The organism is Thalassobacillus sp. B23F22_16 (assembly GCF_043496955.1).
GTDB lineage: Bacteria > Bacillota > Bacilli > Bacillales > Halobacillaceae > Thalassobacillus > Thalassobacillus devorans_A.
In genome coordinates, this window is sequence record NZ_JBIEKD010000009.1 from 13,916 (window position 1) to 29,594 (window position 15,679).

Consider the following 15,679-nt stretch of genomic DNA (forward strand, 5'->3'; position numbering starts at 1 on the left):
GTAGGGGGTAATGATTATTTTTAACAAAAAAGGGTTACTTAGTTTCATACTGTTGTTGTCGATTGGTATGGTTTTAGCTGCTTGTGGAGGTAATGAAGGCGGCGGAGATGGTGGCGAATCTGGTGGTGAAGGCACACAAAACTGGAAATTCGTTACGGAAGAAGTTGAAGGTCAGGTTCAGTATGAATATGCCCAGGAATTTGCGGATCGTATGAATGAAAAGTCCGACGGACAGGTGAACATTGAAGTGTATGAGTACGGTGGACTTGGAACAGAAAGTGACCAGGTCGAGCAGCTGCAGGGCGGGGCTGTAGAGATGGCTGTTATGTCTCCAGGGTTCACTGGTAACATGGTAAAAGAAGGACAAGTTTTCGCCCTGCACTTTTTGTTCCCGGACAGTGTAGAAAAGACACAGGAAGTATTGAATACGAGTGAAGCATTGAACACGGATTTAGTTGAAAAGTATAAGGAACATTCCATTACACCGCTATCTTTCTGGACGGAAGGTGCGATGCAGTGGACTTCCAGCAAGAAAATTGAAACACCTGAAGACTTCCAAAACTTCAAAATGCGTACCCAGACGTCTCCATTGATTCTTGAATCCTATAAGGCTTATGGTGCGCAGCCGACTCCAATGTCCTGGTCTGAACTGTACACAGCTCTTGACCGTGGCACTGTAGAAGGTCAGGAAAACCCGATCTTTTTCATTGGAGATGCTTCTTTCCATGAAGTTCAAGATTATATGACCATTTCTAATCATAACAACTACGTAGCCATGACTACTGTAAATAGTGATTGGTTTGATGGGCTATCAGAGGATCTGCAGAACATGGTGACAGAAACAACAGAAGAGATGCAGGAATGGGTATTTGAAGAACAGAAGAAGCAAAATGAAGAGTATCTCGAAACCATTAAAAACGATGAAGAAAACAAGACGGAAATCATCGAATTGACAGAAGAACAACGTGATCAGTTCAAGGAAAAAGCAATGCCTGTACGTGATTTCTATCGTGAGGAAGTTTCAACTGTAGACGGCGCAATCCTTGATAAACTTGAGCAGGAAATCAAAGAAGTAACTGGTGAATAATATTGGATAAGAAAAGGGCGTCTCCTTCAATGGAGACGCCCTTTTCATTTGATTTAACTGACAGGCTGCCAGGTCTCTGTCTGCTTTCTGGCATCCAGCCAGGTCAGGATGAAGACAAGAATAAATAAAAAGCTGGATATTTTAAATAATGAAGCTGTTTCAACAAATTGATAGATTACCCCTAATACTACAGCGCTTAAGCCGATGCCAAGGTCGATGGAAGAATAAAACATCCCATTAGCTATCCCGCTTCTTGCAGTAGTCGTTTTAGAGATGACCCAGGCCTGGAAGGCTGGCATCATGGAACCATAACCAAGACCAAATAAAGCTCCGGCGATAATTAAATCCATATTAGTATCCGCACTGGCAAGAATCCACATAGCTATGAAAGTGATGGATGTACAGAACATAATCAGGTTCCACGGTCCACGCTTATCAAAATATCGACCAGTAACCGGACGTGAAATGGTAGCAAGCAAAGCATTAAATAAATAGAACAAATAGGTGCCGCTTAACCCTCGTTCGTTTCCGAATATTACGATATAGGTAACAATCGACCCATAACCAAATGTAGTGAGAAAAGTGACGAAAGCTGGATACCAGCTTCTTTTTTCAACAAGGGAACCGATAAACGAAAACTTAGGAGGAGCTTCCTGATTTTCTTTTACACTTTCCGGAGTATGAAAGGTGGTTAGTGTAAATAAAAGAATGGATATAATACCAAGTGCTGCAGAAATCCATATCAATAAATGGAAAGTATAGTTCTGATAAATATAAATTCCAAGACTGGGGGCAATAATCATCCCGACTGTAATCGATAATCCGAAATACCCCATACCTTCTCCGACCCGCTTTCTGGGTACAATATCTACAGCGGCGGTTCCGTTTGTAGTGGTCGACCACCCCCATGCCAGTCCGTGGGCGAACCGGAGCAGCAAAACGATGAGAACAACCTGGGTTACCGGGTAAAGCAGTGTCATCAACAATAGGGAAATGGCACCGGCAAGTATAAGTGCCTTTCGTTCTTTGGTCATTAAAATATGTCCGATAAAAGGCCGGATTAAAATAGCTGCAATGGAAAACATGGTGGTGACAAGGCCGATTTCCATTTTGTTTCCACCTATGGCTTCAATGTAAGGAGGAAGGTTGGGCAGCAGCATTTGGAAGCTCATAAAAGTGAACAAGTTTCCTAGTAAAAGAAAAATAAACGGCCTTGTCCAAAGTCGGGGTGTCTCTTGCATAGTGATTCTCCTTCTTTCTATTTTTGCTGAGGCCTGGCATTAAATTTCTCCCTGCAGGAGCTGCAGGGAGAAATTTAATCCGTGTACTGTTTTTCTTTACTTGTCAGCCATTCCTGGTAAAGATGATGGATGATAGTTTTAAAAACAGCATAAACCGGGATTGCGAACAGGATTCCAAGGAAACCTGCAATACTTCCCGCCGCTAATATAATCGTAATGATGGTAAGCGGGTGGATGCTGAGTGCTTTTCCCATGACATTCGGGGAAATTAAGTTGCTTTCGATCTGCTGGGCGACAAGCATGATAATGGCTACATAAACCGCCATGATGGGATCCTGAAATAAAGCAACCAGTATCGCAGGAATGACTGCTAAAAATGGACCGACAAATGGAATAACGTTAGTTACCATCCCGAATAATGCCAGGGTAAGAGAATACTGCAAACCTATGATCGCATAACCGATGAACAGCAATACACCGACAAAGAAGCTGACTATCAGCTGACCCTGAATGAAAGCCTGCAGCGTGTGATCGACAGAGCTTGCTAATCGTGCGAAGCTGTCACCAACACGTTTGTTCAGGTACTGTCGAATAAATGGGACTAATTTTTCGCCATCCTTCAGCATGAAAAATAAGAAGAATGGAACCAAAACCAATGCGATGACAAAGCTGACAAGGTAGGTGATAAAGTTGATGATCGCAGTAGTAACACTTTCTGAATATTTCTCAATATTTTCCATGATGTTATCTGGATTAATGGTTTCCGTGACCTGTGCAGGAAGAAGGGATTGGTTCGTCTGCCAATACACAATAAATTCCTGGGCGCTCTCCATCATCTTAGGCAGATTATCAATCAGACGGGAGAACTGCTCCTGAGCAATCGGTGCAATAAACTTAGATATGATAAATCCGATGAATATAAGAATTAAATAGACAGTTAATATAGCAAGCAGCCTTGGAAATTTATATCGTTCCAATAAATGCATGATAGGGCGCGTTACATAAAAGAGTATCCCTGCACCAATTATCGGAACACCTACGGCACCAATAGTAGACCAGAGCGGATCAAAGATGAAATCGATTTTAGCCAACAAGAAAATCAATAAAGAAATAAGGATAGCAGCAACCAGTACTTTAAACCACGTTTTATCCAACAAGCTATACACACACCTTTTTATACTTTATAAAAGTTTAACTTACTCAAAGAATGAACGTTTGAGAAAAAACGAAAGCAATCGCCATAAGCACTTATCGAGTAACGGTGTTTTTCTATGTAGATAATACTTTCCTTATGTATCCATTATAGACTTCCTGTAAACAATAATGATAGTGGTAGGTCGTTCTAAAAAAATATTAATAATAGGATTATTATAGCTGGATATGGGTATAGGAAGAATATAGCAGCTATGATAAAAAAATAAAGCCACTACAAGCGATAGAGAGTAATTGACTTTCAGTCGCTTCGTGGTATTATATTCAGTACATTAGTATTTCCTTAAAGGGGAGTAGCTTTAAACAGTAAAGTCGTCATTTCGGGATGTATTCCCCGGCTTTATTGGCAACATTCGTTGTGAGCGAGACCTTTACCACTCATGGTAAAGGTCTGTTTTTATGATCTTTGCCATGAGGTGAAGATCATTTTTTATTTGGAGGAGCTGGAGTTAGCATGGAAACGCAATTATTGATTGAATATGGATGGGTACTGATTGTACTCATTGGTTTGGAAGGCATATTGGCAGCAGACAACGCCTTAGTGCTTGCCATTATGGTCAAACACCTTCCAGAAGAAAAACGAAAAAAAGCGCTCTTCTATGGGTTGGCAGGAGCGTTCGTATTACGTTTTGGCTCTTTATTTGTCATTTCATTCCTTGTGGATGTATGGCAGGTACAAGCACTGGGTGCTGCTTACCTGATTTTCATTTCCGTCAAGCACCTGTATGATAAATGGCGGGAAACGGATGCCGAAAGAGAAGAGAAGGATAAAGCGCCGGAATCTGGCAGTGGTTTTTGGACAACTGTCTTGAAAGTGGAAATTGCAGACTTGGCGTTCGCTGTCGACTCCATTCTTGCAGCGGTGGCTTTGGCGGTTGCGCTGCCGGAAACTGGTCTCCCGAACGTAGGTAGTTTGGATGGCGGGCAGTTTGCAGTCGTATTGGCAGGAGGAATGATTGGAATCATCATTATGCGTTTTGCTGCCAATGTCTTTGTCAAACTGCTGCAGACCCGTCCTGGGCTTGAAATCGCAGCCTTCGTTATTGTCGGCTGGGTCGGTATTAAGCTGGTTGTATCGGTGCTGGCGCATCCGAACATCCAAATCCTGGATGAGCACTTTGCTCATTCAACCTTATGGAAAGTTATCTTCTATTCTGTATTGGTATTAATTGCAGCAGCAGGCTGGTTCCTATCCAGCAAAAGAGAACTCCCGGAGGAGTAATATATCAGCCGCACCCTAATGGTGCGGCTGTTTTAAAATAAAACTAAGGTAGTAACGGTTTGGACTTTTCCGGTATCAACAATAACGAAAAAAGGCTGCCCCTATAAGTCTCTTACAGACTTATGGGACAGCCCCGTTTTAAAATAAAACTAAGGTAGTAACGGTTTGGAGGTGGCACGATGGGGAAAGCGGCTGATCAGCCAAGCGAACAAATGAAATATATTAAAAACCGAATAAAAATGCTTCATGAAGTGGCAGACTCGATGGACGAAAAGGAAGCAGGCAGTGCTGAGCTGGAACAATTATCACGCATGCTGAAAGACCTCCAGATCAAAATCGAACGATTCCAAAAAGATTGGCAAGCGTAACGAACCCCAGACTATCCTTTCTCAAAAATAAAACACCAAAAGGGGGATCTTTCTCCCGATGCTGAACTACTAAAATTATTTTTAAAAAAGTAGTTTATTTGGTGTGTAAACCGGTTATAAGAAAAGGATAAGGAAGAGAAAGGGGTTAGAGAAATGTCTGTAGTTTTACAACGGATTTATGATGAATCCGAACCATTAGGAGGTAACCGTGTCCTGGTCGATGGCATCTGGCCGCGTGGCATTTCTAAAGAAAAAGCCAAAGTAGACGAATGGATGAAAGAAATAGCTCCAAGCAAGGAACTAAGACAGTGGTTCGACCATGATCCTGAAAAATATGAAGAGTTTAAAAACTATTACAAAGAACAGATTGATAACAGTAAGGAACGTAAACAACAGCTCGATCAGTTAAAGGAAATGGCGCAAAACGAACGACTGGTGTTATTGTTCGGGGCAAAGAATGAAGATTATAATCACGCGCTTGTATTAAAAGAACTAATTGAAAATGATGAATGATACAATCATGTCTTTGAGGCATGGTTGTTTTTTTGAATAACAATTTGTTCCTGTATACAATAGAAGAAAGAAGTGGAGGGGATATAATGGCAGAACATCATTTTCATTTAAAGGCAGATTGGCCTGGGGGAAGAAATAATGTCGGTTATATAGATGCTGGAAAACTTAAAACAGAAATATCGATTCCAAAAGAAATGGATGGTCCTGATATTGGAACAAATCCGGACGAAATGCTATTGGGGGCTGCGTCTACTTGCTATATCATTACTCTTGCAGCTATGATTGAACGAGCCGGTTTGCCATTAAAGGAAATGGGTTTGACATCAGAAGGGATTGTCGATGTGACAGATGGTATTTTTACCTATCAGGAGATTATCCACCGTCCTAAAGTTGCATTAAAAAAAGAAGCAGCAAGAAATGATCTAATGAAACTGGATAAGTTGGTGAAAAAAGCGGAAACCAGCTGCATGATTTCAAAAGCAATCCAGGGAAATGTGAAACTTACCCTGGAAGCAGACACGTTTATAGCTGAATCGTAAATGCTAAGTGCAAAGAAGGAATAATCCCTCTTTGCACTTTTTTTAACTATCTCCTTTATTTGAAGCATTGTCGTAAGGGGCTTCACTGTCCATTTCTTTATCGTCATGAGTCGGATGTGCTCCTGGATATTGCCGGGGCAAATCCTCGTGCAAATTGCGATTTTCATAAGCGAAATTACTATAATATTGTTGACCCTCTTTCCAAGGGGTGCTTTTATATTCCACCGGCTCGTCTTTTCGAATTGGTGAACCGTAAGGGCCATCTGGAAAGTCCTCTGGTACCAGAAAGTTGCGTTGTGTTTCTACGTTAGAGAAGTCCGTATACTTTTGTTCTTTTCGTTTTTCTTTATGCTTCATACTCAGCACCTCTTCATGATGTTTATGTTTAGTGTAGCCGTGTAAAAGAAAAATATAGTGGAAATATATGTGTAAAGCCTTAATTAAACTAATGAATTGCTAAATACGACTTTTTCCTTTATATTTAGTATAAGTCAATCGAATACGTATCAAGTTCCTTCGGGGTCGAGTGAAATTCTCAACCGGCGGTTATAAGCGTATTGCTTTCAGCCCGCGACGGGGAGTACCTCCATAAATGGCTATGGAAAAAGTGCTTTTGCATCTGGTTCTCCCCCTGATTTGGTGAAATTCCAAAGCCGACAGTGACAGTCTGGATGGGAGAAGGAAAAAAGTAAATGGTCATAAATTCTGTTAGTATGGCTTCTTTAGCATACTCAAAAATAAAGACGTTTACAGACCCTGGAGAAGTATGCCTTCTTCAGGGTTTTTCTTTGTAGAATTTCTGCAGCAAAGATGTGGAGTGAGGAAATGATGGAGAGAGATGAACAATATATCAAGCTTGCCATTGATATGGCGAAACCTACAGTAGGCCAGACCTCGCCGAACCCCGCTGTAGGAGCGGTAGTCGTTAAAGATAATGAAGTAGTCGGGCTTGGTGTCCATATTAAAGCGGGGGAAGCCCATGCGGAGATAAACGCATTAAAGATGGCTGGAGATAAGGCAAAAGACGCTACCATTTATGTGACATTGGAACCTTGCAGCCATTATGGAAAAACTCCGCCGTGCGCCCAGGCTATCATTGACGCTGGTATGAAGCGGGTGGTCATCGCATCAAACGATCCGAATCCCCAAGTGGCGGGAAGAGGCGTGAAGATGTTGGAAAATGCCGGGATTGAAGTAGTGACCGGCGTATTGAAGGAACAGGCAGACCACCTGAACACCGACTTTTTTCATTACATTGAAACGGGCACACCGTATGTATTTTTAAAAACCGCGATGACGCTGGATGGAAAAATTGCTACCTCCTCCGGGGAAAGTAAATGGATAACCGGAGAGGTGGCAAGGAACGACGGCCATAATTACCGTCGCCGCTGTGATGCTATCCTGGTCGGCGTGCAGACGGTTATCAACGATGATCCGAAGTTGACTACCCGAATCGATGGAAACGGTAAGAATCCAATTCGTATTATTCTGGATAACCATTTAAGGACGCCGCTTTCTTCTCAATTGCTTCAAAATGATGAGGCCCCGACCTGGATTATTACAAGCAGCAGAGTCTCTCCTCATCAATTGAAAGCATATCGCTCTAAAAATCATGTCGAAGTAATTTCCCTTAAATCTCCTGCCATTAAAATTGCGGAAGTTCTCAGCTATTTAGGGGAGAAAGAGGTCACCTCCCTGCTGGTAGAAGGCGGAGGGACGATAGCCGATGCATTTGTACGCTCAGGTGAAATTAACGAATTAATCACCTACATCGCTCCGAAACTGCTAGGTGGTAAAAACGCTCTTACTCCCGTAGAAGGAAAAGGCTTCGAGCAATTAAAGCAGGCCCTGGATTTACGTATTCAATCGACAGAGATGGTGGGCGAAGATATCAAATTGACAGCCATTCCAAAGGGGAGAACATAAATGTTTACAGGTATTGTAGAAGAAATTGGTGAAATTCAGGCGATTACATCAAAAACAGAAGCGATGGAACTGACGATAACTGCTAATACTATTGTAATAGACGCCAAACTGGGCGACAGTATTTCGATTAACGGGGTATGTTTGACGATTACTGATATCAAAAATAACAACCTTTCCTTCGATGTGATGCCGGAAACGTATCATGCAACGAATTTAAATGAACTGAAAAAAGGCAGTAAGGTTAATTTAGAGAGGGCGATGGCAGCTGACGGCCGTTTCGGTGGCCATTTAGTTTCCGGTCATATTGATGGTAAAGGAACGATAGTAAGCAAAAATAACCGGTCTAATGCGGTATATTATGATATTTCCTTATCGGATGATTTACTTGGATATTTTGTTTATAAAGGTTCTGTTGCAGTGGATGGAACCAGCTTGACGGTGTTTGGTGTAAGTGAGGACACCATCACCATTTCATTAATCCCGCACACGATGGAACATACCGTACTTGGGGCAAAAGGTGTCGGAGACAGTGTGAACATAGAATGTGACATGATCAGTAAGTATGTGGCACATTTTCTATCAGGACAGCAAAGCCAAAAGAGCCAATCTTCAAACTTGACGAAGGCATTCCTGGATGAGCACGGATTTGGAGGAAATTGAGAGAGGTGACCGAGATGTTTGATAAGATAGAGCAAGCGCTGGAAGACTTGAAACAAGGTAAAGTAGTCATTGTATGTGATGATGAGGATAGGGAAAATGAAGGGGATCTCATCGGGCTGGCCGAATATGCGACACCGGAAATGATCAATTTCATGATAACCTATGGAAAAGGGTTAGTTTGTGCCCCTGTCAGTCAGCCGATTGCTGAAAAATTAAATTTATTCCCGATGGTGGAGAAAAACACGGATTCTCTTGCTACTGCGTTCACCGTCAGTATAGATCATAAAAATACGACAACAGGAATCTCAGCTGCAGAACGCGCTGAAACCATCAAGCAGTTACTGAATCCGGAATCCCGACCTGAAGATTTCAATAAACCAGGTCATATTTTCCCTTTGCTGGCAAAAGACGGAGGCGTTATGCGCCGGGCCGGTCATACGGAAGCCGCTGTCGATTTGGCTAAGCTATCGGGAGCAGCTCCTGCAGGTGTAATTTGTGAAATCATTAAAGAAGATGGAACAATGGCCAGGGTCCCCGACTTGCGTAAGATGGCAGATGAATTCGATCTCACCATGATTACGATTGCTGACTTGATTAAATACCGTAACCGTTATGAGAATCATGTAAAACGAGAGGTAGAAATCAATCTTCCGACAGAATATGGGGACTTTAAAGCTTATGGCTATACCAATGACGTTGATTTTCGTGAACATGTGGCATTGGTCAAAGGAGAAATAAGTCCGGATGAACCGACGTTGGTAAGGGTACACTCCGAGTGTTTGACCGGTGATGTTTTTGGTTCCTACCGTTGTGACTGTGGACCGCAGCTTGAAGCGGCACTCCGTCAAATTGATGAAAATGGCAACGGAGTACTGCTATATATGCGCCAGGAAGGCCGCGGAATTGGTCTTTTGAATAAAATGCACGCCTATAAATTACAGGAACAAGGACTTGATACCGTAGAAGCCAACCAGAAGCTGGGTTTTGCACCTGACCTCCGGGACTATGGCATTGGTGCACAAATATTAAAGGATTTGGGTATTACAAAGTTGCGCCTCCTTACCAATAATCCAAGAAAAATATCCGGTTTAGGCGGACATGGATTAGAAGTAGTAGAACGGCTTCCGATTGAGATGCCAAGCCGTACAGAAAATGAAAAATATTTACAAACGAAAAAATCAAAACTAGGTCATCTATTTCACTTTTAAGGGTTGAAGGAGGAAAAGGATATGGTAAAACAATATGAAGGTAATCTGGTAGGGTCAGACTTGAAAATAGGAATCGTCGTCGGACGCTTCAATGATTTCATCACAAGCAAACTTTATGAAGGAGCTCTGGATGGCTTGAAGCGACACGGAGTTGATCTGGAACAGGTAGAGGCTGCCTGGGTCCCGGGTGCATTCGAAATCCCGATGATTGCTTCCCGTATGGCTGAGTCCGGGAAATATGATGCAGTCATCACATTAGGCGCGGTCATCCGTGGCTCAACGCCTCATTTTGATTATGTCTGCAGTGAAGCTGCAAAAGGTGTTTCCCAGGCTGCCAGCAAGAGCGGTATTCCAGTCATTTTCGGTGTTATTACAACCGACACAATTGAGCAGGCGATTGAACGTGCTGGTACAAAAGCCGGAAACAAAGGCTGGGAGGCAGCATCTGCTGCTATTGAAATGGCTAATTTGAATAAAATGTTCGACCAATAATAATGGCTTCATATGGCTCACGCTTATCTGCGTGGGCTTTTTTTATTTTTAGTAAGACTAGGACAAGACCAAATTTTCATAGGATAAAGCAGGAAACTATTTATTGACAACTGCATAAAATGAGTGTATCTTATTTAACACCAATTAAACTTATAGGGATTATAAAGTTTTAGGTGAGAAAGGGATGATTCATATGTTAGTAGGCTTGAATGTTGCCGTTTTACTTGTCCTTATCGGTATTCTCGTGAAAATGCAGCAAAAACATTTTTCTTTCAGCAAGCGAGTGTTTGCTGGTTTAGGCTTCGGTATTTTGCTGGGAATCGCTATGCAAGTGATTTATGGGGCGGATTCAAATGTCGTAGCTCAAACGACAGACTGGTACAGTATACTGGGGAGCGGGTATGTTCGATTATTGATGATGATTGTTATTCCGCTTGTTATGGTTTCCATTATTCAATCGATTATAAATCTTGAAAAATCATCGGAATTAGGAAAAATGTCTGGATGGATTATCGGTATATTAGTAGCAACAGCCATGGTTGCCGCGGTTGTTGGAATTGGCAGTTCCCTTGCCTTCGATTTGAACGCAGATCAAATTGAAGCAGGCCAGGCGGAACAGGAACGTGGCAGCTTTATGGAAGAGCGGCTTGCGGATGTGGAAGGAATGAGTACTCCGCAAAAGATACTACAATTTATTCCTGCCAACCCATTCCTGGATATGACGGGTGATAGGGCCACCTCAACGATTGCGGTTGTCATATTTTCTGCTTTCGTCGGGGTAGCGGTCCTTGGGGTAAGGCATAAGAACCCGGAACAGGCAGCGGTTTTCATTAAAGGAATCAATGCGATTTATGCCGTAGTCATGCGAATCGTTACACTCGTTCTTCGTTTAACTCCATTTGGAATCATGGGATTGATGGCCAACACTGTTGCACAAACAAACGTTGCCGGAATAATGGAGCTTGGGAAGTTTGTGCTGGCTTCCTATGTAGCTTTACTCGTCATGTTTTTACTTCATTTGTCATTAATAGCATTAAGCGGTTTGAACCCGTTGACTTATTTGAAAAAAGTTTTGCCGGTATTAGGCTTCGCTTTCACGTCCCGTTCGAGTGCCGGAACCATTCCATTAAACATTTCTGCTCAAAAGAACAGTTTGGGAGTGGATGAAGGAACTGCAAACATGTCGGCTTCATTCGGAGCTACGATCGGTCAAAATGGCTGTGCCGGAATTTATCCTGCTATGCTTGCTGTCATGATAGCCCCTACAGTAGGTATTGATCCACTCAGTCCCGGGTTCCTCATCCAACTGATTTTGTTAGTTGGAATCAGCTCATTCGGTGTTGCCGGAGTAGGGGGAGGGGCAACCTTTGCAGCCTTGATTGTTTTGTCTTCCATGAATCTCCCTGTATATCTGGCTGGGCTCCTTATCTCTGTAGAGCCACTGATCGATATGGGAAGAACCGCTTTGAATGTTAATGGAGCCATGACATCGGGTACATTAACCTCACGTATTCTTGGTAAATTCAATAACGAAATGTTCAATGACAAAGCAGCCATTGATAAAGATATTGCTGTTTAAATGAACAGAACTCCTGTTGATCAAACGTTTGATCAACAGGAGTTTTTTTATTCACCAAAAGTCCAGAAAAGTCGAAGACTTGATTTCAAGATAACAAGGGTTCTTTACCATAATAGCGTCGGGGTTGGCAGGAAAACTACTCGCTTTCCTTTTTCTCCAATCCTTCGGATGGGGTAAGAAGCCCGTATAACGGAAACAGTTTCTCTCGAAACTGAGTCTTCAATTAAAAGGAACTTTATCAGAAAACCAACACGGAGGTTTTAAGGGGGAAATGTTGCTGAGGCTCTTGCTGGGAAAGAAGCTAAAATTATGAAATAATTATAGATAGAAAGAAAAACGGATTAATGGAGGTAAAAAGATGAAAAACCACCAGAAAAATCTTGAAAAATATGCAGACTTAGCTCTTACCAAGGGAGTCAACTTACAAAAAGGACAAGGGTTAATCGTGAATGCACCCATAGAAGCCTCCGATCTCGCACGTGTGATTGTAGCGAAGGCATATGGGAAAGGAGCAAAAAACGTTCATGTAGAATGGAATGATGAACTGGTTTCCTACATGAAGATGAAAAATGCTCCATTAGATGTCCTGAAAAATTATCCAAAGTGGAAAGCAGAAGGACTAGAAGCAATGGTCCAGGATGGTTACTCCTTGTTGACTATTTATGGTCCAGATCCTGACTTGATGAATGACGTAGATTCCGAACGAATTGCAGAAGCTAACAAAGCAAGTGCTCAAGCCTTAAGCAACTACCGCGATTATGTCATGAATGATAAGGTTTCATGGAGTATTATCGCCTTTCCGCAAACGGCATGGGCGAAAAAGGTATTTCCGAACCTTCCGGAGAAGATGGCCATCAACAAGATGTGGAACCAAATCTTCAAAATTTCGCGCGTCGATCAAGAGGATCCATTAGAGGCCTGGAACCAGCACAATGAAAACCTGCGCCATGCCAGAGAATTTTTAAATAAAAAGCAATATCGGAAGCTCCATTACAAAGCGCCCGGAACCGATTTGACCATCGACTTGCCGGAAGGGCATATCTGGCATGGCGGTTCCACAAAGACGAACAATGGGGTTGAATTCAACCCTAATATTCCAACCGAAGAAGTATTCACAATGCCTCATAAGTATGGAGTAAATGGTAAAGTGACCAGCACGAAACCATTAAACTATGGTGGAAGCTTAATAGAAAACTTTACACTTACATTTGAAGAGGGAAAAGTGGTTGATTACTCAGCAGAAGCAGGAGAAGATACCTTGAAGCACCTGCTCGACACCGACGAAGGCGCTAAACGATTGGGTGAAGTCGCTTTAGTTCCGCATGAATCACCAATATCCCAGTCCGGTCATATCTTTTTCAATACGTTGTATGACGAAAATGCTTCCTGCCACCTGGCACTTGGGAAGGCATATCCGACCAATATCGAAGGCGGATCCGATATGAGCAAGGAACAAATGGACAAGCATGGGGTCAATGACAGCCTCATCCATGTGGACTTCATGATGGGATCAGCAGATCTGCAAATTCAGGGGGAAACAGAGAATGGACATACGGAGCCCCTGTTCATCGACGGCTCCTGGGCAATTGACTTCGAATAATAAGAATGACGAAAGCAGCTGGTAGAGCATCAGCTGCTTTTCTTTCTGTTACAGGTTATTTACATAGTTTGTCAACCTGCTTAAAATCTCATAACATCTTACTCAAAATGCACTACCCATTGTTCTTTTCTTATAAAATAGTGAAGAATAGCCGTTTAGAAATAAGCGAAACGGTGAATAGGAAAGCGAACACTTATGAAGCAAAAAAGGACTGAGGCGTATGAAGCGCGATGCATTGTTTGATAATGCCAAATTCATTTTGATATTTCTTGTGGTATTCGGTCACATGATTCAGCCGTTTACGGATGGATCCAAACCGATGTATACCCTGTATATGTGGATTTACACATTTCACATGCCGGCTTTCATCCTGTTGGCAGGATTCTTTGCAAAAGGTGCAGGCAATAAAGGCTATATAGCTAAATTAGCTAAAAAGCTGCTTTTCCCATATTTAATCTTCCAGACCATTTATACCGGTTATTTCTTTTTTATAGGAAAAGAAAGCTGGGCAACGGGGCTTTTTTATCCCCATTGGTCACTATGGTTCTTAGTGAGTATGTTCTGCTGGCATCTTCTTTTACAGTTATTCAGCAGAATACCGCCGCTTGCCGGGATGGCTATAACCGTAAGCATTGGGGTGTTGGTCGGGTACTTTGATACCATTGGCCACGCTTACAGTTTGTCACGGACATTCGTGTTTTTCCCATTTTTCCTGGCGGGCTACTGGCTGTCGAAACAAAATATCGCCCAATGGCGGACCGTTCCTGTAAGAATCGTCTCATTAGCAGTCATGGCAGTAGTGGCAGGACTGTTAATAACATTGCCTGAAATCAACTCAGGCTGGCTGTTAGGTTCTAAATCTTATGCGGTATTGAATATGGAAAATTGGGGCGGTTTAATTCGCTTAGGCATCTATATGCTTGCTGGTCTGATGATTGTTAGTGTAATCGCCTGGATGCCAGGGCGAGAAATACGGTGGACCAGCTTAGGTCAACGCACGTTGTATGTCTATTTGCTCCATGGATTTTTTATCCAATATTTCCGGCAAATTGACGCTTTCAAGGTCGACGGTATTCTGGATGTTTTCGGTTTAGCCGTGTTATCCATGCTGATTGTGTTGTTATTATCCAGCAAACCTGCATTGACACTTGCGCAGCCATTTATCGAAGGTAAGTTTGCATTCCTGAGTAAAAGACAGCAAACCTCATAAAAGAAAAACATTAAACCGTATCTTCCGGTATCCGTCCGGGCAGGTACGGTTTTTCATTTGTTTGAAATAACAGGAAATGTGAAATAGTAAGTAGAGAAAGTTTCAATTATAAAGGAGGAGATGGCGACGCCATGGCTAAGAAAGTATTAATGATTGTAACAAGTACCCAAAAAATTGATGAAGAACATGAAACAGGTCTTTGGCTTTCTGAGTTTGTTGAGCCTTATATGGAATTTACGCAAGCGGGATATGATGTAACAACTGCAAGCCCTAAGGGAGGGAAGATTCATATTGACCCGAACAGCTACTCCAACGAGCTGCCGGATGAGTGGGATGACAGCGTAATGGATCCCCTGAACAGCACCGTGAAGCTGGATGATATTACACCTGAGAATTACGATGGCGTTTTTCTTCCGGGTGGACATGGTACCATGTTCGATTTCCCTGAGAATGAAACATTACAGTCCGTGCTCAGGCATTTTGCCGATAACAGTAAGCTGATCGGTGCGGTATGCCACGGGCCAGCTGGCTTTGTCGGTGTGAAAGACAGCAATGGAGATTCTATTGTGAAAGGAAAAACAATCACAGGATTTACGGACGCGGAAGAACGTGATACAGGACTTGATGGATTAATGCCATTCATGCTGGAAAGCAAACTCCGTGAAGAAGGTGCAGAGTTTGTAACGAAGGAAAATTGGGAAGACCATATTCGAGTAGATGGAAATTTCATCACTGGACAAAACCCACAATCCAGCCTAAGCGCTGGTCGGGCCTTCGTTGATGAAATGAATAAATAAACCGGAATAAATTGAACACCCCGGA

The 15,679-nt window shown here is 42.5% G+C and carries 16 protein-coding genes and 1 riboswitch; of the genes, 13 read left to right on the top strand and 3 right to left on the bottom strand.

The window, feature by feature from the left end:
- Nucleotides 1-10 precede the first annotated feature (10 nt).
- Nucleotides 11-1,087, top strand: coding sequence for a DctP family TRAP transporter solute-binding subunit (locus ACGTNI_RS08815; RefSeq protein WP_394461677.1), 1,077 nt, complete (start codon nucleotides 11-13; stop codon nucleotides 1,085-1,087).
- A gap of 53 nt (nucleotides 1,088-1,140) precedes the next feature.
- Here the strand turns inward: ACGTNI_RS08815 and ACGTNI_RS08820 are convergent, their stop codons facing one another.
- The gene (locus ACGTNI_RS08820) at nucleotides 1,141-2,328 is read right to left on the bottom strand and encodes an MFS transporter (RefSeq protein WP_394461679.1); all 1,188 of its coding nucleotides are present in this window, start codon (nucleotides 2,326-2,328) and stop codon (nucleotides 1,141-1,143) included.
- Between the two features lie 74 nt (nucleotides 2,329-2,402).
- Entirely contained in the window at nucleotides 2,403-3,494 is a 1,092-nt protein-coding gene (locus tag ACGTNI_RS08825; protein WP_394461681.1) for an AI-2E family transporter, read from the bottom strand.
- 500 nt (nucleotides 3,495-3,994) lie between these two features.
- Here ACGTNI_RS08825 and ACGTNI_RS08830 point away from each other — a divergent pair, with 500 nt between their 5' ends.
- The 4 genes from ACGTNI_RS08830 to ACGTNI_RS08845 all read left to right on the top strand — a co-directional run bounded on the left by ACGTNI_RS08830 (nucleotide 3,995) and on the right by ACGTNI_RS08845 (nucleotide 6,182).
- Complete coding sequence (locus ACGTNI_RS08830) at nucleotides 3,995-4,762, top strand: TerC family protein (protein WP_394461683.1); 768 nt, start codon at nucleotides 3,995-3,997, stop codon at nucleotides 4,760-4,762.
- Between the two features lie 179 nt (nucleotides 4,763-4,941).
- Nucleotides 4,942-5,130: an SE1561 family protein gene (locus ACGTNI_RS08835; RefSeq protein ID WP_085506338.1), complete on the top strand. Its 189-nt coding sequence runs from the start codon at nucleotides 4,942-4,944 to the stop codon at nucleotides 5,128-5,130.
- A 153-nt stretch (nucleotides 5,131-5,283) separates the two neighbouring features.
- A complete protein-coding gene (locus ACGTNI_RS08840) occupies nucleotides 5,284-5,643 on the top strand; it encodes a DUF488 domain-containing protein (protein ID WP_085506337.1) in 360 nt (119 codons plus the stop codon).
- Nucleotides 5,644-5,729: 86 nt separating this feature from the next.
- Nucleotides 5,730-6,182, top strand: coding sequence for an OsmC family protein (locus tag ACGTNI_RS08845; RefSeq protein WP_085506336.1), 453 nt, complete (start codon nucleotides 5,730-5,732; stop codon nucleotides 6,180-6,182).
- Between the two features lie 42 nt (nucleotides 6,183-6,224).
- Here the strand turns inward: ACGTNI_RS08845 and ACGTNI_RS08850 are convergent, their stop codons facing one another.
- A complete protein-coding gene (locus ACGTNI_RS08850; protein ID WP_062442641.1) occupies nucleotides 6,225-6,539 on the bottom strand; it encodes a hypothetical protein in 315 nt (104 codons plus the stop codon).
- 151 nt (nucleotides 6,540-6,690) lie between these two features.
- A riboswitch (FMN riboswitch) is annotated at nucleotides 6,691-6,869 on the top strand.
- Nucleotides 6,870-7,010: 141 nt separating this feature from the next.
- Between ACGTNI_RS08850 and ribD the strand changes: the two genes are divergently transcribed.
- The 8 genes from ribD (at nucleotide 7,011) to ACGTNI_RS08890 (ending at nucleotide 15,654) form a co-directional block, all read left to right on the top strand.
- Nucleotides 7,011-8,108 carry a bifunctional diaminohydroxyphosphoribosylaminopyrimidine deaminase/5-amino-6-(5-phosphoribosylamino)uracil reductase RibD gene (ribD, locus tag ACGTNI_RS08855; protein ID WP_394461852.1) on the top strand — a complete coding sequence of 366 codons (1,098 nt, stop codon included), beginning with the start codon at nucleotides 7,011-7,013 and terminating at the stop codon, nucleotides 8,106-8,108.
- On the top strand, nucleotides 8,109-8,768 hold the full coding sequence (gene ribE, locus ACGTNI_RS08860) for a riboflavin synthase (protein WP_394461686.1): 660 nt from the start codon (nucleotides 8,109-8,111) through the stop codon (nucleotides 8,766-8,768).
- 14 nt (nucleotides 8,769-8,782) lie between these two features.
- Complete coding sequence (locus ACGTNI_RS08865; RefSeq protein ID WP_394461688.1) at nucleotides 8,783-9,976, top strand: bifunctional 3,4-dihydroxy-2-butanone-4-phosphate synthase/GTP cyclohydrolase II; 1,194 nt, start codon at nucleotides 8,783-8,785, stop codon at nucleotides 9,974-9,976.
- 21 nt (nucleotides 9,977-9,997) lie between these two features.
- Nucleotides 9,998-10,468, top strand: a complete 471-nt coding sequence (ribH, locus tag ACGTNI_RS08870) for a 6,7-dimethyl-8-ribityllumazine synthase (RefSeq protein WP_394461690.1) — start codon at nucleotides 9,998-10,000, stop codon at nucleotides 10,466-10,468.
- Nucleotides 10,469-10,652: 184 nt separating this feature from the next.
- Complete coding sequence (locus tag ACGTNI_RS08875; RefSeq protein WP_394461692.1) at nucleotides 10,653-12,047, top strand: L-cystine transporter; 1,395 nt, start codon at nucleotides 10,653-10,655, stop codon at nucleotides 12,045-12,047.
- A 358-nt stretch (nucleotides 12,048-12,405) separates the two neighbouring features.
- The gene (locus ACGTNI_RS08880) at nucleotides 12,406-13,647 is read left to right on the top strand and encodes an aminopeptidase (RefSeq protein ID WP_394461694.1); all 1,242 of its coding nucleotides are present in this window, start codon (nucleotides 12,406-12,408) and stop codon (nucleotides 13,645-13,647) included.
- 220 nt (nucleotides 13,648-13,867) lie between these two features.
- Nucleotides 13,868-14,857, top strand: coding sequence for an acyltransferase family protein (locus ACGTNI_RS08885; protein WP_394461696.1), 990 nt, complete (start codon nucleotides 13,868-13,870; stop codon nucleotides 14,855-14,857).
- A gap of 131 nt (nucleotides 14,858-14,988) precedes the next feature.
- On the top strand, nucleotides 14,989-15,654 hold the full coding sequence (locus tag ACGTNI_RS08890) for a type 1 glutamine amidotransferase domain-containing protein (protein ID WP_085506329.1): 666 nt from the start codon (nucleotides 14,989-14,991) through the stop codon (nucleotides 15,652-15,654).
- Nucleotides 15,655-15,679: the final 25 nt, after the last annotated feature.

Coding starts and splice junctions, on each gene's coding strand:
- ACGTNI_RS08815 (WP_394461677.1), top strand. CDS start 11: ATGATTATTTTTAACAAAAAAGGGTTACTTAGTTTCATACTGTTGTTG.
- ACGTNI_RS08820 (WP_394461679.1), bottom strand. CDS start 2,328: ATGCAAGAGACACCCCGACTTTGGACAAGGCCGTTTATTTTTCTTTTA.
- ACGTNI_RS08830 (WP_394461683.1), top strand. CDS start 3,995: ATGGAAACGCAATTATTGATTGAATATGGATGGGTACTGATTGTACTC.
- ACGTNI_RS08835 (WP_085506338.1), top strand. CDS start 4,942: ATGGGGAAAGCGGCTGATCAGCCAAGCGAACAAATGAAATATATTAAA.
- ACGTNI_RS08840 (WP_085506337.1), top strand. CDS start 5,284: ATGTCTGTAGTTTTACAACGGATTTATGATGAATCCGAACCATTAGGA.
- ACGTNI_RS08845 (WP_085506336.1), top strand. CDS start 5,730: ATGGCAGAACATCATTTTCATTTAAAGGCAGATTGGCCTGGGGGAAGA.
- ACGTNI_RS08850 (WP_062442641.1), bottom strand. CDS start 6,539: ATGAAGCATAAAGAAAAACGAAAAGAACAAAAGTATACGGACTTCTCT.
- ribD (WP_394461852.1), top strand. CDS start 7,011: ATGGAGAGAGATGAACAATATATCAAGCTTGCCATTGATATGGCGAAA.
- ribE (WP_394461686.1), top strand. CDS start 8,109: ATGTTTACAGGTATTGTAGAAGAAATTGGTGAAATTCAGGCGATTACA.
- ACGTNI_RS08865 (WP_394461688.1), top strand. CDS start 8,783: ATGTTTGATAAGATAGAGCAAGCGCTGGAAGACTTGAAACAAGGTAAA.
- ribH (WP_394461690.1), top strand. CDS start 9,998: ATGGTAAAACAATATGAAGGTAATCTGGTAGGGTCAGACTTGAAAATA.
- ACGTNI_RS08875 (WP_394461692.1), top strand. CDS start 10,653: ATGATTCATATGTTAGTAGGCTTGAATGTTGCCGTTTTACTTGTCCTT.
- ACGTNI_RS08880 (WP_394461694.1), top strand. CDS start 12,406: ATGAAAAACCACCAGAAAAATCTTGAAAAATATGCAGACTTAGCTCTT.
- ACGTNI_RS08885 (WP_394461696.1), top strand. CDS start 13,868: ATGAAGCGCGATGCATTGTTTGATAATGCCAAATTCATTTTGATATTT.
- ACGTNI_RS08890 (WP_085506329.1), top strand. CDS start 14,989: ATGGCTAAGAAAGTATTAATGATTGTAACAAGTACCCAAAAAATTGAT.